The sequence below is a fragment of the Stenotrophomonas sp. GQ19 genome, assembly GCF_059758695.1.
Window position 1 is genome coordinate 641,972 of record NZ_JCAXES010000002.1, and the last position, 15,916, is coordinate 657,887.

The window sequence follows — 15,916 nt, forward strand, 5'->3', positions numbered from 1 at the left end:
TCATCGACATGCCTACATTCCCCGACCAACAGCTCTACATCGGCGGCCGCTACGTTCCCTCGCAGGGCGGACGCACCTTCGAGGTGATCAACCCGGCCACCGGGGCGGTGGTGGCCAAGGTGCACAGCGCCAACAGCGACGACCTGGATGCGGCCGTGGAAAGCGCACAGGCCGGCCAGAAGGTGTGGGCCGCGCTGACCACGGTGGAGCGCTCGCGCATCCTGCTGCGCGCCGTTGCCCTGCTGCGCGAGCGCAACGACGCGCTGGCCGAGCTGGAAACGCTCAACACCGGCAAGCCGCTCAGCGAAACGCGCAGCGTGGACATCGTCACCGGTGCCGACGTGCTGGAGTACTACGCCGGGGTGATGCACGGACTGGAAGGCAGCCAGGTGCCGCTGCGCGAAGGCAGCTTCTTCTACACCCGGCAGGAGCCGCTGGGCGTGGTCGGCGCCATCGGCGCATGGAACTACCCGATCCAGATCGCGCTGTGGAAGGCCGCCCCGGCGCTGGCCGCCGGCAACGCCATGATCTTCAAGCCCAGCGAAGTGACGCCGTTGACCGCGCTGAAGCTGGCCGAGATCTTCACCGAAGCCGGCCTGCCCGATGGCGTGTTCAACGTACTGCCCGGCGATGGTGCCGGCGTGGGTACGGCGCTGACCGAGCACCCCGGCATCGAGAAGATCTCCTTCACCGGTGGCACCAGCACCGGGCGCAAGGTGATGGCCAGCGCCTCCAGCTCCACCCTCAAAGAAGTGACCATGGAGCTGGGCGGCAAGTCGCCGCTGATCATCTGCGCCGACGCCGACATCGAGCTGGCCGCCGACGTGGCGATGATGGCCAACTACTACAGCGCCGGCCAGGTCTGCACCAATGGTACCCGGGTGTTCGTACCGCAGGCGCTGCTCACCGACTTCGAGCAGGCGTTGAGCGAGCGCATCGCACGCATCCGCATTGGCGATCCATTGAACGAGGACACCAACTTCGGCCCGCTGGTCAGCGCCGCGCACATGCAGCGCGTGCTGGACCACATTGCCAGCGGCAAGGCCGAAGGCGCGCGCCTGGTCTGCGGTGGCGAGCGGCTCACCGACGGTGCGTTCGGCAAGGGCTGTTATGTGGCCCCCACGCTGTTCAGCGACTGCCGCGATGACATGCGCATCGTGCGCGAGGAGATCTTCGGGCCGGTCCTGAGCCTGCTGGCCTACCAGACCGAAGAGGAAGCCGTGCGCCGCGCCAACGCCACCGAGTACGGCCTGGCCGCAGGCGTGGTCAGCAGTGACCTGAGCCGCGCGCACCGCCTGATCCACCAGCTGGAGGCCGGCATCTGCTGGGTGAACTGCTGGGGCGAATCACCGGCACAGATGCCGGTGGGCGGCTACAAGCAGTCCGGCGTGGGCCGCGAGAACGGCCTGGCCACGCTGCGCGCCTACACCCGCACCAAGTCCATCCAGATCGAACTGGACCGCTACGCGTCGGTGTTCTGAACCGGCCTGACAGGAGAACACCGCGATGAAGCGCGAGTACGACTACATCATCATCGGCGCCGGCTCGGCCGGCAACACGCTTGCGGCGCGCCTCACCGAGGACGACGGCGTGAGCGTGCTGCTGCTGGAAGCCGGCGGCCCGGACTACCGGCTGGACTTCCGCACCCAGATGCCCGCCGCGCTGGCCTACCCGCTGCAGGGCCGACGCTACAACTGGGCCTATGAAACCGAGCCGGAGCCGCACATGGACAACCGGCGCATGGAGTGCGGGCGCGGCAAGGGCCTGGGCGGCTCGTCGCTGATCAACGGCATGTGCTACATCCGCGGCAACGCGCTGGACTTCGACAACTGGGCCCGCTTCGACGGCCTGGACGACTGGAGCTACCTCGACGTGCTGCCGTATTTCCGCAAGGCCGAAACGCGCGACATCGGCCCCAACGATTACCACGGCGGCGAGGGCCCGGTCAGCGTGGCCACCCCGAAGAACGGCAACAACGTGCTGTTCCACGCGATGGTGGAGGCCGGCGTGCAGGCCGGCTACCCGCGCACCGACGACCTCAACGGCTACCAGCAGGAGGGCTTCGGTCCGATGGACCGCACCGTGACCCCGCGCGGGCGCCGCTCCAGCACCGCACGCGGCTACCTGGACATGGCCAAGGACCGCGCCGGGCTGGAGATCGTGGTGCACGCCACCACCGACCGCATCCTGTTCGCCGGCAAGCGCGCGGTGGGCGTCCGCTACCTGGCCGGCAACAGCGCCGAGCCGATCGATGCCACCGCGCGCCGCGAAGTACTGCTGTGCGCCGGTGCCATCGCCTCGCCGCAGATCCTGCAGCGCTCCGGCGTGGGCGCGCCGGCGCTGCTGGCCGCGCTTGGCGTGCCGCTGGTGCACGACCTGCCCGGCGTGGGCGAGAACCTGCAGGACCACCTGGAGGTGTACATGCAGTACGCCTGCAAGAAGCCGGTGTCGCTGTACCCGGCGCTGCAGTGGTGGAACCAGCCGGCCATCGGCGCGGAGTGGCTGTTCGCCGGCACCGGCATCGGCGCCAGCAACCAGTTCGAGGCCGGCGGGTTCATCCGCACCCGCGACGAATTCGAATGGCCCAACATCCAGTACCACTTCCTGCCGGTGGCGATCAATTACAACGGCACCAATGCGGTCAAGGAGCATGGGTTCCAGGCGCATGTGGGCTCGATGCGCACGCCCAGTCGCGGCCGCGTGCATGCCAAATCGGTGGACCCGCGTGAGCATCCGTCGATCCTGTTCAACTACCAGTCCACCGACCAGGACTGGCAGGAGTTCCGCGATGCCATCCGGATCACCCGCGAGATCATCGCCCAGCCCGCGCTGGACGAATACCGGGGCCGCGAGATCAGCCCGAGTGCGGACTGCAAGACCGATGCGGAGCTGGATGCATTCGTGCGGGCGCGGGCCGAGACCGCCTACCACCCGTCGTGTTCCTGCGCGATGGGCACCGATGCGATGAGCGTGGTGGACGGCCAGGGCCGCGTGCACGGCATGGAAAGCCTGCGCGTGGTGGACGCCTCGATCATGCCGCGCATCATCACCGGCAACCTCAACGCCACCACCATCATGATTGCCGAGAAGATCGCCGACCGCATCCGCGGCCGCGCCCCGCTGCCCCGCAGCACGGCGGACTACTACGTGGCCGGGGACGCGCCGGTAAGGCGCTGAAACCGCGGCGAAAACGGCAGGCGCCCACCGTTGGTGGGCGCGCGCCAAGGTAGTGCCGGCCGCTGGCCGGCTCCCGATACCGTTGGATCGTGAGGTAGTGCCGGCCGCTGGCCGGCTCCCGATACCGTTGGATCCTGAGGTAGTGCCGGCCGTTGGCCGGCTCCCGATACCGTTGGATCGTGAGGTAGTGCCGGCCGCTGGCCGGCTCCCGATACCGTTGGATCCTGAGGTAGTGCCGGCCGCTGGCCGGCTCCCGATACCGTTGGATCCTGAGGTAGTGCCGGCCGCTGGCCGGCTCCCAATACCGTTGGATCCTGAGGTAGTGCCGGCCGCTGGCCGGCTCCCGATACCGTTGGATCCTGAGCAGCCGGCCAGCGGCCGGCACTACCGGGTCATGTGACCGGTACGGCCGGCGCCACCCGCCGTGCCGTCACCGTGCTTCCCACCGACGCCACCACCGTGCAGCCAATGGCCGCCCACTGCAGCGGAGTAAGGTGCTCGGCCAGCAGCCCCATCGCCAGCAACGCGGCCACCGCCGGTTCCATGCTGATCAGGATGCCGAACGTCTCCTTCGGCAGCCGCTTCAGCGCCATCATCTCCAGCGACATCGGAATCGCGCTGGAGACGATCGCCACGCCCAGCCCGAACAGCAGGATCTTCGGGTCCAGCAAGGCCATGCCGGCGTGCGCGATGCCCACCGGCACCACTACCAGCGCCGCCGCGCACAACCCCAGCGATACCGTGTGCCCGGCGTGCAGATGCCCTGCCCGCTTGCCAAAGATGATGTACATCGCCCAACAGGCCGCCGCGCCCAGCGCGAACATCACCCCCACCGGATCCAGCGGCGCGCCATGGCCCAGCGGCAACAACAGCAGCAGCCCGACCAGCGCGCAGCCCACCCAGACAAAATCGATCGGCCGGCGCGAGGACCACATCGCCACCGCCAGCGGCCCGCAGAACTCGATGGCCACCGCGATGCCGAATGGAATCGTGCGCAGCGCCATGTAGAACAGCAGGTTCATCACCCCCAGTGTGATCCCGTAGCGCAGGATCGCCCCGGCGTCGGCGCGCGTGGTGGTCCAGCGCCACGGCCGGAACACTGCCAGCAGCACCAGCGCCGAGAACCCCACGCGCAACGCGCTGGTGCCCTGCGCGCCGATCAGCGGGAACAATTGCTTGGCGTAGGAGGTGCCCACGGACAGGGCGGTGACCGAGCCGAGCACGGCCAGGACGGGAATGAGCGAAGCATGGCGGGAGGTCGACATCCGGCCAGCATATTGCGTAGCGGCCGAAGGAGATGCTCAATTGCAGGGGCCTTCCTGCATGTTTCACTCACCCATGACCGCCGCGTACGCCCCCGACGAATTCGACCGCGCCATCCTGGCCATCCTGCAGCGCGACAACACCACCGCCCAGCGTGAGATCGCCGAGACCGTGCACCTGTCCGCGCCCGCCGTGCAGCGCCGGATCAAGCGCCTGCAGGAAGCCGGCTTCATCCGCGCCAACGTGGCCGTGCTCGACCAGAGCCGGCTCGGCCGCCCGCTGACCATCATGGTCGAGGTGCGCGTGAGCAGCGAACAGCCGCATCGCGTGGCCCCGTTCCGCCGCCGCGTGCAGGACGACCCGGCCGTGCAGCAGTGCTATGCGATCACCGGCGACGCCGACTTCCTGCTGATCCTCACCGCCGCGTCCATGGAAGAGTACGAGGCCATCAGCGAACGCCTGTTCGGCAACGACGACAACATCGAGCGCTACCGCACGGCGGTGGCGCTGAGTACATTGAAGCGGGGGCTGGACGTGCCGCTGTAGGACGGCCGGCGCGCCCGCGGGGGGTGCACCGGCCACCCGCGCCCTCAGGGCATGCGCGTGAAGTGGATCGTCATCAGGATCGGCTTGCCGTCCTTGCTGAAGAACGCCTTGGACTCGGTCATCCGGTTGCCATCGCCGGCCACGGTATAGATGCGCGTGGAGGCCGGCGTGCCGTGGTCCACCAGCTGCATCACCAGGACATTCGGCGCGGGCATGCTGAGCGAGGCCACGTCGGCGCCGTAGTTGCCCACGATCGGGCCGGGCGTGCCATCCAGCGGCAGGGTACTGTCGGCGGTCATCTTTCCGCCTTTCGGATCGACGATCTCGGCGCGGGTGGTCCAGCGACCCGCGCCGGCATCCTTGAACTCCAGCAGCACACTCTTGGGCCGGTCGGCCGTCGGCATCGGCAGCGTGGCGACATCGATCGCCCAGCGTCCGGCCAGGGGGGACGCGGCTGGCGTGGCGGCAAACAGCATCAGCGGCGCGGCCTGCAGTACGGCCGTGGTCAGGCAGACGGCGAACATCCTCTTCATGGAAGCTCCTTCCTGGGTGAGTGCACGACGTGAACCGTGCACGGGGCAACGGTGGCGAGATCAGCCCCGGACGGCTGCTTCAATCGCCGCCACGTCGATCTTGCGCATGGTCATCATCGCCTCGAACGCGCGCCTGGCCACTGCCGGATCCTTGCTGGTGACCGCCTCGGTCAACACGCGCGGGCTGATCTGCCAGGACAGGCCCCATTTGTCGCGGCACCAGCCGCAGGCGCTTTCCTGGCCGCCGTTGCCGACGATGGCATTCCACAGCCGGTCGGTCTCGGCCTGGTCGTCGGTGGCGATCTGGAAGGAAAACGCCTCGCTGTGCTTGAACGCCGGCCCGCCATTGAGACCGATGCACGGGATGCCGGCCACGGTGAAGTCCACGGTCAGCACGTCCCCCTGCTTGCCGGACGGAAAGTCACTTGGCGCGTGGTGCACGGCATTGACCGCACTGTCGGGGAAGGTCTGGGCGTAGAACGTGGCCGCGTCCAGCGCGGTGCCGTCGTACCAGAGGCAGATCGTGTTCCTGGCCACCATGGCGGTCTCCTGCAGCGATCGAGTGGGGCCAGCCTACGACCGACGGTGTTAAGCCGCTGCCCAGCAGGCCCAGACCCAGGCAGCGCAAGGCGTCGGGGGTGTCCGGATGCGGCCCGATGGACCAGCCTGAATTGCTGATACGACTGATTCGCATTAACATGGCGTTATCCCGTCCGCGCCAGGGAGGCGCTGCGGCGATCAGTGCCTGCGCCCGCGCCTTGTCCTGCAAGGCCTCCGCCAGCCGCGTACTGACCCCCACCCACTGCAGCGCGCCCGGCCACCGAGGATGTCGGCCATGTGCGTGCTGCCGCCCTGGAACCGCCGATGACCCGTTCTTCCGTTGTGCTGCCCCGCCTGTTGCCACAGGCCCGCCTGACCCAGGCCCTGCTCGCTGCGTTGTGCGCGCTGGCCGCCGCCCCTGCGTTCGCGCAGGACGCCCCTGCCGATGCCACCACCCTGGACAAGGTGGTGGTCAAGGGTGAGCGTGCCGAAGGCTACTCCGTGCGCAAGACCTCGGCCGGCACGCGTTTCGACCTGGCCCCACGCGAGATCCCGCAGTCGCTGAGCATCATCAGCCACCAGCGCATCGAGGACCAGAACCTCGATGACATCATCGACGTGCTGGCCAACACCACCGGCGTGAGCAGCACCCAGTCCGATACCGAACGCACCGAGTTCTACGCGCGTGGCTTCTACATCGACAGCTACCAGTTCGATGGCCTGCCTACCCAGATGGTGCAGAACTGGAGCTACGGCGATTCCGGCCTGGACCTGGCCCTGTATGACCGCGTGGAAGTGGTGCGTGGCGCCACCGGCCTGCTCAGCGGCGCGGGCAATCCCTCCGCCTCGGTCAACCTGATCCGCAAGCACGCCGACAGCGCTGAGCTGACGGGCACCGTGTCGGTCAACGTGGGCAGCTGGGGCCGCACCCGCAGCACCGTGGACGTGACTACCCCGCTGAATGCCAGCGGCTCGGTGCGCGCGCGCGTGATCGGCAGCTACCTGGACACCGACGCACAGATGGACCGCTACAACCAGCACAAGACGCTGGGCTATGCGGTGATCGATGCTGACCTGACCCCGGACACGCAGTTGAGCGTGGGCTACGACTACCAGCAGAAGCGGGCCAACGGCGCCACCTGGGGTGGCTTCCCGATGCTGTACTCCGACGGCACCTCCACCGGCTACGACGCATCGTTCAACGCCAGCCCGAACTGGACCTACTGGGACACCACCAGCAAGCGCCTGTTCGCCACGTTGGAACATGCGTTCGCCAATGACTGGAAGGTCAGGATTGGAGCCTCGCACGACAAGACCAACGCCGATGACAAGCTGTTCTACCCGGCCTACAACGACTGGGTGACCGGTGCTTCCAACCTGGACAAGGATACTGGCGCAGGCGTGGTGGGCTCGGCAGGCTTCTACAATACCGAGCGCAAGGTCGATGCCGTGGACGGCTACGTGGAAGGTCCGTTCCAGCTGTTCGGGCGGGAGCATCAGTTCATGGCCGGGCTGAGCTACAACAAGCGCGATTTCGCCAACTACGGTGACTATCAGGGCACAGCGGACAATCCTGGTTGGCAGCCACTGGACAGCTACCTTGGATGGACGGGCAACTTCCCGGAGCCGAACTGGAACCCACTGACGCTCGCGAGCAAAGGCACCATCACCCAGAAGGCCGGCTACGCCGCCACCCGCCTGTCGCTGGCTGACCCGCTGAAGCTGATCATCGGCGCGCGCTACACCGACTGGAAGAGCGAAGGCGAAGACGCCGACCGCTCGCACAAGGTGACCACGCCGTATGCCGGCCTGGTGTTTGACATCAATGACACCTACTCCACCTATGCGTCCTACACCGAGATCTTCCAGCCGCAGATGCTGAAGAACCGCACCGGCAGCTACCTGGACCCGGTGGACGGCAAGAGCTACGAAGTGGGCGTCAAGGGCGCATGGTTCGACGACCGCTTGAATGCCTCGCTTGCCGTGTTCCGTATCGAGCAGGACAACGTGGGCCAGTCCACCGGCGAACCGGTGGTGGGCGGAACGGGCGGCGAAACCGCCTACATCGCCGCGCGCGGCACGGTCAGCCGTGGCGTCGAGTTTGAAGTGAACGGCGAACTGGCCCCGGGCTGGAATGCCACCTTCGGTGCCTCGCGCTACGTGGCCAAGGACATCAACGACGCGGACATCAACACCAACCTGCCGCAGACGACGATCAAGCTGTTCACCAGCTACACCCCGCAGTCGCTGACGGCGCTGACCGTGGGCGGCGGTGCCAACTGGCAGAACCGCATCTATTACCCGGTGCCCGCGTACGGACGCATCGAGCAGGAAGGGTATGCACTGGTCAGCGCCTTCGTGCGCTACCGCATCTCGCCCGAGTTCAGCGTGCAGGCCAACCTCAACAACCTGCTGGACAAGAAGTACTTCTCGCAGATCAACGGCTACGGTGCCTACGGCGACGGCCGCAACGGCTCGATCACGTTCAACTGGTCGTTCTGACCGGTCATTGACCGCAAGCGGACACCAGAGCGCCGGGCATTGCCCGGCGTTCTGCGTTCTGCACGACGCGCGGGGGATGCGCACCCACGCATGGCGTGGCTCTACCGGCCGCGGCGCGATGCGTCGCGCGGCCACGCCTGGCCGGGCGCCGGTAGTGCCGGCCGCTGGCCGGCAACCTCATGAACGATGACGGTCTTGCCTGGTTGCCGGCCAGCGGCCGGCACTACGGTCGGGCGCGCAGCAGCGCCAGCCCGAAGCCGATGAAGATGGTGCCCACCACGCGATCGAACACCTTGCGCAGGCCCGGGCGCGCCAGATAACTGGCCAGGCCGCGCCCACCGGCGGCGTACACCGCGTACCAGAACATTTCCATCAGCGCGAAGGTTCCCACCAGCACCACGAACTGCGGCAGCTGCGGCTGGCCGAGGTCGACGAACTGCGGCAGGAACGCCGACGCGAACAACAGCAGCTTGGGGTTGCTGATGCCGATGATGAAGCCATCGCGGAACAGGATGCGCCGCGAGCTGGGCGCGATCGTTGCCGCGCTGCCCACGTCCAGTGGCGCGTCGCCGCCACGCCAGGCCTTGATGCCCAGGTAGACCAGGTAGGCCACGCCCGCATAGCGCAGCACGTCGAACACCATCGGTGAGGCTTTCAGCACCGCACCCAGCCCGGCCGCGGAGATCGACAGGGCCAGCACCAGCGCCGTGAGGCAGCCGGCCATGGCCGCCACGCTGCGACGGAAGCCGACCCGCACGCTGCGGGTCATCACGTGCAGCATGTTGGGCCCCGGGGTGCCGCACAGGACGAACACGGTGACGGCGAAGATCCACCAGGTATGCAGGTTCATGGCAACAACGTTCTGAAGGGAATAGAGCCGGGCGCTGCCCGGCTGTACATGATGCCTGACGCGGCCGCCGCCGTAGAGCCGGGCTCTGCCCGGCTGCGATCGACCAATCACGTAGAGCCGGGCTCTGCCCAGCTGCAATGGGACGGCCAACCCCACGTAGAGCCGGGCTCTGCCCGGCTTGCATCGGCCACGCGATCGACAGCGACAGCCGGGCAGAGCCCGGCTCTACGTGGCTGCGATCGGCATGGACAGCCGGGCAGAACCCGGCGCTACGCGGTGCCACCGGCCACGGCCCGGGTGGCGGACCGTGGCCGGTGGGTCAGCGCCGGATCAGAACCGCAGGTCCGCGCGCAGGTACCAGTAGCGGCCACGCGGGATGTCATAGGTGGACGCGTCGTAGCCGTTGAGCGAGCACGACAGGCAGATCGGCGGATCCTTGTCGAACACGTTGTTCAAGCCGGCGCTGAGCTGCAGGCCCTTCATCCAGTCCACCTTGTAGCCCACCTGCAGGTCATGGAAGGTGGTGGCATCCAGCGTATTGGTGCCCTCCTGCTGGTTGCTGCACACCGGGAACGCCACCGCGTCGCCGCAGTCCTCGGTCAGCTCGGAGATGTGCCGCACGGTCCAGGACGCGCTCCAGTTGGCCAGGGCCCAGCTCAGCGTCGCGTTGCTGGTCCACTCCGGGATCGAACTGTCGGCCACTTCCACGCCCGGCTTCTGCGGCTGCCGCTGGCCCGCCGCGCCCAGCGCTTCATAGCGCCCCACGAAGGTGTTCTGCCAGCCCAGCTTGAACTGGCCGATGTCGCTCTGCGGGAACGTCCAGAACAGGTCCACGTCCCAGCCGTCGGTCTTGATCGAGCCCAGGTTCGTGAGCCGGTTGTTGAAGCTGCTCACCGCACCGGTGGAGGCGCGGCTGATGCCCTCGCAGTAGACCGGGTCCAGGGTGTCCACGCACAGGTCCAGCTGGGTCTGCGCGTTGATGGCCTGGATGGCGCCTTCGATGGTGTGACGGTAGAAGGTCACTTCCACGTCGAAGCGCTCCGACCACGCCGCATCGTTGCCGAACCACGGGCTCCACACGAACCCGGCGCTGAAGCTGCGCGAGCGCTCCGGATCCAGTTCGGCGTTGCCGCCGGTGGTGACCGAGATCTGCGAGTTGGCCTGCTGGAAGCCGCTGGGTACGCCGAGCGCGGCGCAGTTGGCCGGGTTGCCGCGCGGCGCGGTACCGCCCAGGCCGATCGAGCACGGGTCGAACAGCTGCAGGTCGGCACGCGCCGCCGAGCCATACAGCTCACCGATGGACGGTGCGCGGAAGCCTTCGGCGTAGCTGGTACGCAGCACGAAGTCGTTGGTCACCTGCCAGCGCAGGCCGTACTTGGGGGTGAACTCGCCGCCGAAGGTGGAGTAGTCCGAGTAGCGCCCGGCCAGGCTCAGGTCGAGCTTCTCGCCGATCGCGCTCTTGGCGAAGATCGGCACGCTCAGCTCCAGGTACGCTTCATTGACGTCGTAGGAACCGGAGGTGGGCAGCGACGGCACGCCGTTGTAATGACCGATCACGGTGAGCGGATCGGGATCGTAGCGGCCCTCGTACTTGCGGTACTCGTAGCCGGTGGCGAACGACACCGGGCCCGCCGGCAGGTTGAACAGGTCACTGCTCAGGTTGGCGGTGAACAGGCTCAACTCGTTCTGGCTGCGGTCGCGCACCACCGGCTGGATCCAGTCCAGCATCGCCGGGGTGATCGACCCCGCGCCCCCGAAGATGTTAAGCGGCACGCAGCCGGGCGTGGCCGCGCAAACGGCCGGGTCGCCCAGGGCCATGTTCACCTTGAAGATGTCATAGCTGCCGTAGTTGGTCTGTTCGGCCTTGTTCTTGCTGTACATGCCGTTGACGTCCCAGAACCAGCTGCGGCTGCCGGCCTCGAACTGGCCCACCAGGCCGGTGGCGAAGTACTGGGTGTTGACCTCCTGCTCGAAGATGCGCGCGCCGCCTTCCACCGGGCGCCGGCCGATCAGGCTCATGTTGCCCGAGGACACCAGGTCGAACCCGAACGGGTTGTACGGGTTGAGCGCGGACACCACGATGTTGTCGGCCAGCGGGTTGCCGGTGGCGCCATCGGGGCCGAAGAACAGCGGCTCCGGGCCGGCCTGGTTGGTCGATTCGCGGCGGTTGCCCAGCGCCTTGATGTACCACTGGACGTTGTCGGTGATGTCGAAACGGAACTGGCCGAAGATGCCCTTACGTTCCGACGGCGTCAGCACCATGTTGTATTCGGCGAAGTTGAAGCGGTCGGCCGAGGTGAAGCAGTGGTAGTCGTCGGTACGGCTGCAACCGGCGCTGCCGTCGTAGCGCGGGTTGCTCACCCCGGTGTTGGGCACGATGTCCTGCTCGGCCCCGGTGTTGGGGTCGACGAAGGCGAAGCGGCCCTGCGGAATGCCACCGCTGCCGAACGCCAGCCCGGTGCCGGGGATCGGGAAGCGCGACTGCTCGCGGTCCCGCGCATACACCGGGTCCTGCTTGGTCCAGCTGGCGCCCAGGAACAGGGTGTAGCGGTCGCCGCTGGTGCCCCAGGCCAGGTCCACGCCCTTCTGGGTGCCGTCGCCCTTGCTGTATTCGCCGTAGTTCAGCGTGACCTGGCCACCGTCGAACTCGCGCCGGGTGATGATGTTGACCACGCCGGCGATGGCGTCGGAGCCGTACAGCGACGACGCGCCATCTTCGAGCACTTCGATGCGCTCGACGATCGCCAGCGGAATGGTATTGAGATCGGTCGCCGCGCCCACGCCGGAGGCCGAGGATTCGTTGACCCAGCGGATGCCGTCCACCAGCACCAGCACGCGCTTGGCCCCCAGGTGGCGCAGATCGACCTGGGCCGAACCGGCGCCCACGCCGCTGCCGTCAGGCGGGAAGCCGAAGTTGCCGGAGGAGTTGAATTTGGCGTTCAGCGCCGACCCGGACCCGGTCAGCTGCTGCAGCACTTCGCCAATGGAATTCATGCCGGTGCGTTCGATCTCGGCGCGGGTGAGGGTCTGGATCGGGACCTGGCCTTCTACTTCGGCGCGCTTGATGCGGCTGCCGGTCACCTCGACGCGGTCCAGCTCGGTGGTCGTACGGGGCGTTTCCTGCGCGCCGGCCAGCGCGGGCACTGCCAACAACAGACACAGCGATACGGCGACCGCCAAGGGGCGGTAGTGCAGGTCGTTCATTCGCTCTCTCCACAAAGGAATGTTGGGCTGGGCTGCCGCACTCCCCCTGCATGGCGGCAACGTCTCCTTTGTAAACAAACGGTAAAACGCCGGTCGTGACGGAAGGCACCTTTTCACGTCGCTACGACAAATCCGAACAGGCAACATGTAGGCGCCGCAACGCAAAACGCCCCTGCAGGCAAGGGCGTTGTTTGGTGCGCTGCAGTGCGTACCCGCGCTACTGCACGAAGGCGATGCGCTCCAGGTGCGCGTTGCTGGCGGCCGCCAGCACCTTGGCCATCACCGCGTACGCGGCGTCGGGGTCGCTGGCGATGCGCAGCTCCGGCAGGTTGCCGGCGTGCGCCTGGGCCTGCTCCTGCATGCGTGCCTGCAGGGAGGCGACCGGCACCACCTGCCCGTTCCAGGTGATTTGGTTGGACGCATCCACGCGCAGCTCGATCGGCGGCGGTGGCTGGGTGGGCGGCACCACGGTGGTGGTGCGTTGCGGCAGGTTGACCGGGATGGGCATGGACACCATCGGGGCGGTCACAATGAAGATGATCAACAACACCAGCATCACATCGACCAACGGGGTGACGTTGATTTCGGCCAGTGGTCCAGACGTCGCGGCTGCGCGGAATGCCATGCTCTGTCTCTCCCTGGAGCGGGCTGCCCCATGGCCGACACTACGCCCGGCGCGGCGGGTCTTCACGGCGTTGTGCGGCGCTCGTTCATGATCGAGTCGGCTTGCCCTCACCGCCCTTCACCGCGCGCCGTTATGCTTTCGGCCATGACTCGACTTCCCCTGTATTTCCTCAGCGCCTCCGTCCTGCTGGCCTGCACCGGGGTCAGCCCGGTGGCCGATGCGCAGAACCTGGATGCGCAGCGCGCGCAGCTCAAGGCAGCCATCGACAACGCCGAGCGCGGCCAGTACGACCCGGCCCAGGCCGCAGCGCTGGCCAGGCACCCGCTGTACGGCTGGCTGGAATACGCCAACCTGCGCCGGAACATCGACACCGTCAGCGCCACGCAGGCGCAGGACTTCCTCAAGCGTTACAACGGCCAGGCCGTGGCCAGCAGTTTCCGCAGCGTCTGGCTGCCGGCCCTGGCACGCCGCCAGGACTGGCCCACGCTGCTGGCCAACTGGGTGCCTACCGACAACGTCGGGTTGCGCTGTGCCCAGCTCAATGCACGCCAGGCCACCGGCAAGGCCGACGCACAGTGGACCAGCGAGGCCCAGGCGATCTGGCGCAGCACCGGCAAGTCGCTGCCCGATGCGTGCGACGCGGTGTTCGCCGTGCTCGATGCCAAGGGCGGCCTGAGCGCCGACCTGCGTTGGGCCCGTATCGATGCGGCCGCCGACGAACAGCAGCCGGCGGTGATGCGCAGCGCAGCGCGCGGCCTGCCCGCCGCCGACCTGGCACTGGCCAACACCTATGCCGCCTTCGTCGACAAACCCAATGCCAGCGCGTTGAACTGGCCGCGCAACGAGCGCAGCCGGCGCATCGCCACCGATGGCCTGGCCAAGCTGGCCAAGGCCGACCCGGCCGCCACCGAGCAGCAGCTGCCGCAGTACGCCAACGCGCTGCAGCTGAGCGCGGCCCAGCAGGCGCAGGTGCTGTACCAGGTGGCGCTGTGGACGGTGGCCTCGTACGGCCCCGAATCGGCGCGCCGTCTCAACGCGGTGCCCGATTCGGCCTACGACGAGCGCCTGCACGAATGGCGCGCGCGCGAGGCGATGTCGCGCGGCGACTGGCCGCAGGCGCTGGCCGCGATCCGCAAGATGGGCCCGACCCAGCGCAGCGACTCGCGCTGGCGCTACTTCGAGGCCCGCATGCTGGAGAAAACCGGCAAGCGCAGCGAGGCCCAGCCGCTGTACCGCGAGGCGGCACGTGCGGCCACCTTCCATGGCTTCCTCGCCGCCGACCAGCTCGGCCAGTCCACCTACACGCTGTGCCCGTGGGAACCCAACGACAGCGCGCAGGCGCAGGCGGCGGTCGCCCGCGACCCGGCCATCGTGCGGGCCATGGAGCTGTTCAAAATCGAACGCGCCGGCTGGGCCGTGGCCGAGTGGAACGACGCCCTGAGCCGCTACGACACCACCCAGCGCCGCATCGCGGTGGAAGTGGCGCGCGACAACGGCTGGTTCGACCGTGCGGTGTTCTCGCTTGGCAAGACCCCGGACGAGCAGCGCCTGTATTCGCTGCGCTTCCCGCTGCACCACGACGACGCCATCCGCCGCGAATCGGCCCGCAACGCGATCGACCCGGCCTGGGTGGCCGCCGAGATCCGCGCCGAGAGCATCTTCAACCCGAAGGCACGCTCGCCGGCCAATGCCATGGGCCTGATGCAGGTGCTGCCGGCCACCGGTGCCAGCGTGGCCAAGTCGATCGGCCTGACCAACTATGGCGGCGCCGCCAGCCTGTACGACCCGGACACCAACATCGCCCTGGGCACGGCCTACCTGCGCCAGCTGATGAACAAGTACGAGGGCCTGCCCTACATCACCATCGCCGCCTACAACGCCGGCCCCACGCCAACCGCGCGCTGGCAGACCCAGCGCCCGGGCTTCGACCCGGACATCTGGATCGAAACCATCAGCTACAAGGAAACCCGCGAGTACGTGGCCCGCATCCTGGCCTTCAGCGTGATCTACGACTGGCGCTTGAACGGCAACGCCCTGCCGGTGACCGACCGCATGAACGGCCGCCTGCAGGCCAAGCGCAAGAACTTCGCGTGCGCCGCCAACGCAGACAAGGGCGGCGACTGACCCGCCCCGGTATGCCGGCCGCTGGCGGGCTCGGCGACGATCCCGGTAGTGCCGGCCGCTGGCCGGCTATGCGGACCGCCCGAACACCCCGGCACGGCCGGCCGCTGGCCGGCTCCCCGCACCGCCCGAACACCCCGGTAGTGCCGGCCGCTGGCCGGCTCCCCGCACCGCCCGAACACCCTGGAAATGCCGGCCGCTGGCCGGCTCCTCGCACCGCCCGAACACCCCGGTAGTGCCGGCCGCTGGCCGGCTCCTCGCATTGCCCGAACACCCCGGTAGGCCGGCCGCTGGCCGGCTCCCCGCACCGCCCGAACACCCCGGTAGTGCCGGCCGCTGGCCGGCTCCCCGCACCGCCCGAACACCCCGGTAGTGCCGGCCGCTGGCCGGCTCCTCGCATTGCCCGAACACCCCGGTAGTGCCGGCCGCTGGCCGGCTCCTCGCATTGCCCGAACACCCCGGTAGTGCCGGCCGCTGGCCGGCTCCTCGCATTGCCCGAAGATTCCCAGGAGCCGGCCAGCGGCCGGCACTACGTTATTGTCAGGATTCTTGGCG

At 68.1% G+C, this 15,916-nt stretch carries 11 protein-coding genes; 5 read left to right on the forward strand and 6 right to left on the reverse strand.

Features of this window, described 5'->3' with window-relative positions; genetic code table 11:
- Window positions 1-8 precede the first annotated feature (8 nt).
- The gene (gene betB, locus AC6CHL_RS06865; RefSeq protein WP_498293951.1) at window positions 9-1,481 is read left to right on the forward strand and encodes a betaine-aldehyde dehydrogenase; all 1,473 of its coding nucleotides are present in this window, start codon (window positions 9-11) and stop codon (window positions 1,479-1,481) included.
- 25 nt (window positions 1,482-1,506) lie between these two features.
- Complete coding sequence (betA, locus tag AC6CHL_RS06870; RefSeq protein WP_498293953.1) at window positions 1,507-3,177, forward strand: choline dehydrogenase; 1,671 nt, start codon at window positions 1,507-1,509, stop codon at window positions 3,175-3,177.
- Window positions 3,178-3,569: 392 nt separating this feature from the next.
- On the opposite strand, the gene AC6CHL_RS06875 is transcribed toward betA, so the two are convergent.
- Window positions 3,570-4,442, reverse strand: coding sequence for an EamA family transporter (locus AC6CHL_RS06875; protein WP_498293955.1), 873 nt, complete (start codon window positions 4,440-4,442; stop codon window positions 3,570-3,572).
- Window positions 4,443-4,515: 73 nt separating this feature from the next.
- Here AC6CHL_RS06875 and AC6CHL_RS06880 point away from each other — a divergent pair, with 73 nt between their 5' ends.
- Window positions 4,516-4,986 (forward strand): Lrp/AsnC family transcriptional regulator, encoded by a 471-nt coding sequence (locus AC6CHL_RS06880; protein WP_159497894.1) that lies wholly within the window; start codon window positions 4,516-4,518, stop codon window positions 4,984-4,986.
- A gap of 44 nt (window positions 4,987-5,030) precedes the next feature.
- Here AC6CHL_RS06880 and AC6CHL_RS06885 read toward each other — a convergent pair whose 3' ends face one another.
- A complete protein-coding gene (locus tag AC6CHL_RS06885; protein ID WP_498293957.1) occupies window positions 5,031-5,519 on the reverse strand; it encodes a LuxR family transcriptional regulator in 489 nt (162 codons plus the stop codon).
- Between the two features lie 60 nt (window positions 5,520-5,579).
- Complete coding sequence (locus AC6CHL_RS06890) at window positions 5,580-6,059, reverse strand: VOC family protein (RefSeq protein ID WP_038686251.1); 480 nt, start codon at window positions 6,057-6,059, stop codon at window positions 5,580-5,582.
- A 324-nt stretch (window positions 6,060-6,383) separates the two neighbouring features.
- Between AC6CHL_RS06890 and fhuE the strand changes: the two genes are divergently transcribed.
- Window positions 6,384-8,561, forward strand: a complete 2,178-nt coding sequence (gene fhuE / locus AC6CHL_RS06895) for a ferric-rhodotorulic acid/ferric-coprogen receptor FhuE (RefSeq protein WP_498293959.1) — start codon at window positions 6,384-6,386, stop codon at window positions 8,559-8,561.
- Between the two features lie 223 nt (window positions 8,562-8,784).
- Here the strand turns inward: fhuE and AC6CHL_RS06900 are convergent, their stop codons facing one another.
- The 3 genes from AC6CHL_RS06900 to AC6CHL_RS06910 form a co-directional block, all read right to left on the reverse strand.
- Complete coding sequence (locus AC6CHL_RS06900) at window positions 8,785-9,411, reverse strand: LysE family translocator (RefSeq protein WP_038686248.1); 627 nt, start codon at window positions 9,409-9,411, stop codon at window positions 8,785-8,787.
- A gap of 330 nt (window positions 9,412-9,741) precedes the next feature.
- Window positions 9,742-12,615, reverse strand: a complete 2,874-nt coding sequence (locus AC6CHL_RS06905; protein ID WP_038686246.1) for a TonB-dependent receptor plug domain-containing protein — start codon at window positions 12,613-12,615, stop codon at window positions 9,742-9,744.
- A 217-nt stretch (window positions 12,616-12,832) separates the two neighbouring features.
- Window positions 12,833-13,240, reverse strand: coding sequence for an ExbD/TolR family protein (locus AC6CHL_RS06910; RefSeq protein WP_498293961.1), 408 nt, complete (start codon window positions 13,238-13,240; stop codon window positions 12,833-12,835).
- 132 nt (window positions 13,241-13,372) lie between these two features.
- Between AC6CHL_RS06910 and AC6CHL_RS06915 the strand changes: the two genes are divergently transcribed.
- Window positions 13,373-15,364: a transglycosylase SLT domain-containing protein gene (locus AC6CHL_RS06915; RefSeq protein ID WP_320491786.1), complete on the forward strand. Its 1,992-nt coding sequence runs from the start codon at window positions 13,373-13,375 to the stop codon at window positions 15,362-15,364.
- The last annotated feature ends 552 nt before the right edge of the window (window positions 15,365-15,916 follow it).